We start from the raw sequence: 7,145 nt of genomic DNA on the forward strand, positions 1-7,145 counted from the left end.
GTCCCGTCCTCAGGCCGTCGCCGCCCGCAGGGCCACGGTCGGCTTCCGGCGGATCACCAGGGCCATCAGCGCCGCCGCCGCGCACAGGGCGCCCGAGGCGTACCAGACCACGTCGTAGGAGCCGAAGGTGTCGCGGGCGACGCCGCCGAGGAAGGCGACCAGGGCCGCGCCGACCTGGTGGGAGGCGAGGACCCAGCCGAAGACGATGGCGCTGTCGTCGCCGTACTGCTCGCGGCACAGGGCGAGGGTGGGCGGGACGGTGGCGACCCAGTCGAGGCCGTAGAAGACGATGAAGAAGATCATCGGGGGGTGGACGGCGGGGGCCAGCAACATCGGGAGGAAGAGGAGGGAGATGCCGCGCAGGGCGTAGTAGACCGCCAGCAGGCGGCGCGGGGAGTAGCGGTCGGTGAACCAGCCGGAGGCGATCGTGCCGACGACGTCGAAGACGCCGATGACCGCGAGGAGCGAGGCCGCGGCCGTGACCGGCATGCCGTGGTCGTGGGCGGCCGGCACGAAGTGGGTCTGGACCAGGCCGTTCGTGGAGGCGCCGCAGATCGCGAAGGTGCCGGCGAGCAGCCAGAAGGGGCCGGTACGCATCGCCGAGAGCAGGACCCCGACCGCGCGGCTCGCGGCCCCCTGCACCGGCGGCGGCTTCGGCACGAACTCCTTCGCGCCGTACGGGCTCGCCCCCACGTCCGCCGGGTGGTCGCGCAGCAGCAGCCAGACGAAGGGGACGACGGCGAGGGCGGCCAGGGCGACCGTGACGGCGGCCGGGCGCCAGTCGTAGCGGGTGATCATCCAGGACAGCAGCGGCAGGAAGATCAGCTGGCCGGAGGCGGAGGCCGCGGTGAGGATGCCGCTGACCAGGCCGCGGCGCTCGGTGAACCAGCGGTTGGTGACGGTCGCGGCGAAGGCCAGCGCCATCGAACCGGAGCCCAGGCCTACCAGCAGGCCCCAGCACAGGAGCAGTTGCCAGGCCGCCGTCATCCACACCGTGAGTCCGGAGCCGAGCGCGATCACGGTCAGGGCGACCGCCACCACCCGGCGGATGCCGAAGCGGTCCATCAGGGCGGCGGCGAAGGGCGCGGTGAGTCCGTACAGGGCGAGATTGATCGAGACGGCCGCGCCGATCGTGCCCCGTGACCAGCCGAACTCCGCGTGCAGGGGGTCGATGAGCAGACCGGGCAGCGAGCGGAAGGCGGCCGCGCCGATGATCGTGACGAAGGTGACGGCGGCAACGAACCAGGCACGGTGGATACGGAAACGGGCGGGGGGCTTCTGTGCCTGTATGGCTGCGGGAGCCTCGCTTATCTGGGTCACGCCACTAAGGGTCCGATGTGCACCCTTCCATGAACACTGGCCCGAAGGCCAGTATTCACTAGGATCGGGCCATGAGCGCCGACCGGGACGTCACCCTCGCCGTAGGCTCACCCAGCAGCGCGTCGAACGCGGCCGCCACCTCCTGGAGTCCACCAGCCTCATGCGCGCGGCGACCGGTCGAGGCCGTGCAGCAGTTCACGCATGGCGGCGAGAGTCGAGCGGGCCTCGACCGCGACGTCGTCCAGCCGTCCCGCACGGGCGAGCTCCACGAGACGCGCCGTACGGTGCAGTACGGCATCGCTCAACTGCGCGGCCAGCAGCTGCCGTTCGGCTCCGGCGGACCGGTCGGCCTGCCATGCGGAACTGGCCAGCGCGAAGTCGTCCTGCGCGAGTACACGGAGCCGGCGCCTGCGGACCAGCAGGCCGACGCCCCAGAGCAGGGCGAAGCCCGCGCACGCCGGCAGGCTCACCGGCACGATCAGCGCCGCACCGATGAGCCATGGGATCCCGGCTGCCGGCGGTCCGCCGTCGGCAGCCGCCGTGGCGATCAGCACACAGGTGCTCACCACCCCCGTCGCCACCACCCAGGGCCAGGTGCGGGCGCCGCGGTGGCTGTAGGCGCCCAGCGCGTTCACGGCGAGACACTCGGCGATCAGGCCCACGACGAAGTAGGCCGACAGGTGCGCCAGGGGCGCCAGCGCGGCGGCCGCCGGCCAGAGCAGCGAGCTCGCCAGGACGGCCATGAGCGCGGCCCGGGGCGCGCGCCGCCGCCACAACAGGGGAAGTGCGTGGAGGGCGAACAGAACGGAGACCAGGACGATTCCGGGGAGGGCCGCGTGCCTGGCCTGCCGGCTCCAGTCCTCGGCCCCGACCAGGACGAAGAAGACCGGCAGCACCGCGGCGGTGAACGCGAGGGCGGGGTCGGCCAGCAGCTGTTCCCGCAGAACGTCCCGCTGCCATCCCTGTTGTGCCTGCGCGCCGCCGGTGTCGGGCAGCACCGCCTCGACCCGCCAGCCGCCCTCGCCCGTCGGACCGGAGTCGAGCTCACCGCCGACCGCGGCCGCGCGCTGCCGCATGCCCTTGATGCCGTGCCCGGAGCCCGTGATGCCGGTCGGCTGTGCCGCCCGCGCGCCCGAGGGCCCGTTGGCCACCGACAGCAGCAGCCGCTCTTCGTCGCGCAGTACGGCGACCCGGACGGCCGCGCCGGGGGCGTACCGGATCGCGTTGGTGAGGGCCTCGCGGACGATCCCGTGGACGGCCTCCCCCACCGGGCCGGTCAGGTCCGGGGGAAGCTCCGTGGCGATGGGGCGGCCCAACCGGCCGAATCCCGCGACCAGTTCCTGGATGCGACCGGTCATCGATTCGGCCTCGCGCGGCTCCGGGTCCCGCATGAGCCCCACGAGCCGCCGCAGTGACGTCTGCGTCTCGAGGCCGGTGCGTTCCGCGAACTCCAGGGCCTCGGCCGTCAGCTCCGGCCTCGTGCCGCCCAGCCTGCGCGCGGCGTCCACGGTGACGACCACCGAGGTCAGGTGGTGTGCGCTCACGTCATGCAACTCACGGGCGAGGCGCTGCCGTTCGTTCTCCGCGGCGCGCCGTCTGCTCTCCTCGGCACCCGCCAGCCGACGGGCCGCGGTCAGGCGGCGGGCCCGCCACTGGCGTCGCGCCTCGCCCAGGCCCGCGCAGAGCACGTACAGCAGGGCCGCGACGGCCCATTCCGCCGCGGGCACGCCACGGAACCCCGCCCGGGCGAAGGACAGGAGCCATTCGGCGGCGACGACCCCGGCGACGGCCCGCAACGTCACGGGAAGGGGGCAGCCGACCGCGACGGAGTACAGGGACACCACGGCACCCAGCGCGAAGTAGCCGTCCGCCCAGGCGATCAGCCCGACGGCCATGGCGCCGACCGACCAGACCAGGGAGGTCACCGGCGCCTCCCGTCGCCGCCCCAGGGCCGCCGTCTCCACCACGAGCGCGCACCCGACGGCCACGGTCGCGCCCGCTCCGCGCGGATCACCGTCGCGCCAGGGGCCCTCGGCCCCCAGCCAGGCGAGCTGGGCCGCCGCCAGCAGCGCGGGGAGCAACCACCGGCGGATCGTCTCTGTCTCAGGCATGACTCTGCTCGCACTCCCAGACCGGGCAAGTTCCCCCGGTGCAGAAGCATCTTGGCATGCCCACCGGACACCGGGTCAGGGCGACCGCGTGGCCCGCCCGATGGGCCGGCCGGCCATGAGGCGGTGCCGGAAAACCCGTGGGGCGTTGTCGGACCCACGCCCTACCGTCGAAGCATGAGCTACCGCGACCTCGCCTCCCGACAGGTCCTGACCTGGGCCTGCACCGCCGTCGGCGCCCGCATGCCGGTCGCGATGGCGCCGCTGGCCCTGGTGTTCCTGGTGCGGGAGCGCCCCGGCGGGTACTCCCTGGGGGCGATCCTCGCGGCGGCCTATGTCCTCGGAGAGATCGTGGGCGCCCCCGTCCTCGGGATGCGGCTGCGTCACGAGCGGGCCCGCGCCCACCTGGCCGTCGGGCTCGGGTCCGGGGCCGTGGGCTTCGCCGGGCTGGGGGCCCTGCCGGGCGCGCATCCCGTCGTACTCGGCGGGTTCGCGTTCCTGGCCGGTGCCGCGCCCGGCGCCGCCACCGGCGGTCTGCGCACCCTGCTCACCGAGCTGGTTCCGGAGCGGGCGGCGGCGCAGGCTTTGTCCGTCGAGTCCATACTCACCGCCGGCGTGTGGGCCGTCTCCCCGGCCGCCGTCGCCGGTCTGGCCCTCGGTGTCGCCCCGTACGTCCCGCTGCTACTCGCCGCCGCCCTGATGGCCTCCTCCGTCGCGGGCCTGTGGCTGCTCCCGGCCGCCTGGGGCACGGGCGGGACCACCGGCGGGGACAGGCCGGGGGCGTCGCTGCCGCGGCTCCTGGCGGGCGCCTGGCCGGTGTACGTCACCGGTGCGGCCAGCCTGACCCTGCTCGGCCTCTCCGAACTCGTCCTGCCGGCCCTGCTGGAACAGCGGGGCGTCGGCGTCGGCTGGTCCGGTCCGCTGCTGACCGGGATGGCGGTGGGCGGCGGGCTCGGCGCGTTCCTCTACGGCCTGCGCACCTGGCCGGGGCGGCTGCGTGAGCGCAGCGTGGTCCTGATGACCGGCACCTCGGTCTGTGTGACGGCCGCCGCGCTGATGCCGCACGCGGCGGGGATCGCTGCCGCTCTCACCGTGGGCGGCATGCTCCAGTCGGGCGCCATGCTCACCCGCAACCTGTCCCTGCGCGAGGCCCTCCCGCCGGGCGCCCTGGCCGCGGGCTACTCCGTCATGTACGCGGCGGCGGGGGCGGGTTACGCGGCGACGGGCTCGCTCGCCGGCGCGCTGCTGCGGGTGGTGGCGCCGTCCACGGCGATCCTGGCCGGGGTGGGCCTGACCCTGGCGCTGACCGGGATGGGCTGGTGGGGCGAGGCCCGGCACGCCGCCCGTTCAGCTCGGGGCGCCGACCCCGCCGTAGCTCTCGCGCTCGCCGATTGTCGTCCCGCCGCTGCCGGTCCGGACGGTGCGGGAGGCGCGGACTGTCCGGAAGGTACGGCGATACGCGGTCGGCGTGACGCCGAGGGCCGCCTGTAGGTGCTGCCGCATCGACTGGGCGGTGCCGAAACCGGCGTCCCGGGCGACCTGGTCGACGGACCGGTCGCTGGACTCCAGCAGCTGCCGGGCCCGTTCGACGCGCTGCTGGGTGAGCCACTGGCCCGGGCTGACGCCGGTCTCCTCCCGGAAGCGGCGGGTGAACGTCCGTACGGACATGGCCTCCTGCGCGGCCATGTCCCGCAGCTGGATCGGCTCGTGCAACCGCCCCAGCGCCCACGCGCGCGCGGCGGTCGTACCGGCCTGCTGCGGATCGGGCACGGGCCGCTCGATGTACTGCGCCTGACCGCCGTCGCGGTGCGGCGGTACGACGGTGCGGCGGGCGACCTCGTTGGCGATCGCGGTGCCGTGGTCGCGGCGGACCATGTGCAGGCACAGGTCAATGCCGGCGGCGACCCCGGCGGAGGTGAGGACGTCGCCGTCGTCGATGAACAGGACGTCGGGGTCGACGTCGATCCGCGGGAAGAGCCGCTGCAGATGCTCGGCCTCGGCCCAGTGCGTGGTGGCGGGGCGGCCGTCGAGCAGACCGGCTGCGGCGAGGACGTACACGCCGGTGCAGATGGAGGCGAGGCGGGTGCCGGGGCGGATGTGGGCGAGCGCGGCGGCGAGTTCGCCGGTGAGCACGCCCTCCTCGAAGACCGGGCCGAGCTCGTAGGAGGCGGGGACGACGACGGTGTCGGCGGTGGCGAGGATCTCCGGCCCGTGCTCCACCATGATCGCGAAGTCGGCGTCCGTCTCGACGGGCCCCGGCGGCCGGATCGAGCAGGTCACGACCTCGTACAGCTGCCGCCCCCCGGCGTCCTTGGGGCGCCCGAAGATGCGGTGCGGGATGCCCAGCTCGAAGGGGAGCAGACCGTCCAGCGCGAGGACGACGACGCGGTGCGGGCGGACGTCACGGCCATGACTCATGGCCCGATCCTAGCGAACGCTGTCCCTCGGGCCAGTGGTGGCGAGGAGCCGGAGGCTCCCGCACTGGGGCGGCTCCCGCTGCTTCCTTGCAGGGGAGCGCCCCGATCCCTCACTGCGGTGTGGTCGAGTACCGCTCGATGCTCGCGCGGCCTGTCGATCGGTCGAGTAGGCGCAGCTCCCACGGGCCCGTGTTCACATCGAAGTCCTTGCCGAACCCGACCCACTTGCCCGCCATACGTCGGCCTGTCGGCTCGATGAGTAGCTGAATCGCACCGTGGTACCGGGCGCCTTGGTAGTACCCGTCCGTCGCCGTCTGCTCGGTCCACGTACCGGTGACGATGTTCCGATCGACGGTGAGATCCAGGGACAACGGGCTGTCCGGGTTGGTCGATGCTCCGGGCAAGCTCTGGGCTGTCAGTCGGTTGCCGTGCTGGACGATCACGACGTGATGCTTGCAGTCGAACGTCTCGTCACGGCTGGACGAGTAGAACTCGTACTGGGACAGCCAGATGCCTGCGTACTCGGTCTGCGGCTCTGGCTCCGGGCTTGTGGCGGCGTCGGCGGTGCTGACTTCCCCAGCCTCCATGTCGTGTCCTCCTGCCCCGTCTGAGTGAACGCGTGCCATCGGGATCGCGAACCCCAGCGACTCAGGGGTGCGGCCGGTGAACCGCTTCAGTGCCCGCGCATACAGCGGGCGGCATGTCCTGGTCTCCCCGGACTCCCAGCGTTGCACGAGTCGCTTGGAGGCGTCGTTCGGTTCCCCCAGCTCTTCGCCTGCGCCACGTAAGCCGCGGGCGAACTCGTCTTGGCTGAGGTTCATCGACTTGCGTACGGAGGTCAGCACGTCGTTGGGGATTCGCTCGCCCTCGGCCGTAGTCGTCATGATCCGAGGGTAGCCACGTAACACCTCCAATGACACCGGTTTGACGCCCTCGGGGTGACGCCGACATGACGCCCGAGAGACGCCTCGAACGTCGCCGCAATGGTCATGATCGATCCGGAACATGGACGTCATGTCCATCCGTATCAGCGCTTACACGGTGAGAGCCGACGGCACTCAGACCAAGCTGCGAACCCTGTACGAGGGTGAGGGCGGGGAACCCCTCGCTACTGGCCTGATGCCGCCGTGCCTTTGCCCCAAGTGCAGGGGTGGGCGACATGACCGGAGTACCACGGACCCCCAATTACGTGGAGGCAAGCCAGCATGAGAGGGCAGTACGTGACGTGATGCCCGTTTCGGGCTTTCGGGTGGGGCTGTCGGGCTGGTCGTGGCCTGACCAGGCGGCTACGACTGTGGCT

Annotated in this window: 4 protein-coding genes; all 4 read right to left on the reverse strand. The window is 72.8% G+C overall.

Annotation, left to right across the window (positions count from 1 at the left end; translation table 11 throughout):
* Positions 1-9: 9 nt before the first annotated feature.
* The 4 genes from ACLZN2_RS31130 to ACLZN2_RS31145 all read right to left on the reverse strand — a co-directional run bounded on the left by ACLZN2_RS31130 (position 10) and on the right by ACLZN2_RS31145 (position 6,729).
* Positions 10-1,320: an MFS transporter gene (locus tag ACLZN2_RS31130; protein WP_416982724.1), complete on the reverse strand. Its 1,311-nt coding sequence runs from the start codon at positions 1,318-1,320 to the stop codon at positions 10-12.
* Positions 1,321-1,478: 158 nt separating this feature from the next.
* Positions 1,479-3,431: a sensor histidine kinase gene (locus tag ACLZN2_RS31135; protein ID WP_416982725.1), complete on the reverse strand. Its 1,953-nt coding sequence runs from the start codon at positions 3,429-3,431 to the stop codon at positions 1,479-1,481.
* Between the two features lie 1,344 nt (positions 3,432-4,775).
* Positions 4,776-5,846, reverse strand: coding sequence for a GlxA family transcriptional regulator (locus ACLZN2_RS31140; RefSeq protein ID WP_416982726.1), 1,071 nt, complete (start codon positions 5,844-5,846; stop codon positions 4,776-4,778).
* 109 nt (positions 5,847-5,955) lie between these two features.
* A complete protein-coding gene (locus ACLZN2_RS31145; RefSeq protein WP_416982727.1) occupies positions 5,956-6,729 on the reverse strand; it encodes a helix-turn-helix domain-containing protein in 774 nt (257 codons plus the stop codon).
* Positions 6,730-7,145: the final 416 nt, after the last annotated feature.

Source organism: Streptomyces sp. T028 (assembly GCF_048159505.1).
GTDB lineage: Bacteria > Actinomycetota > Actinomycetes > Streptomycetales > Streptomycetaceae > Streptomyces.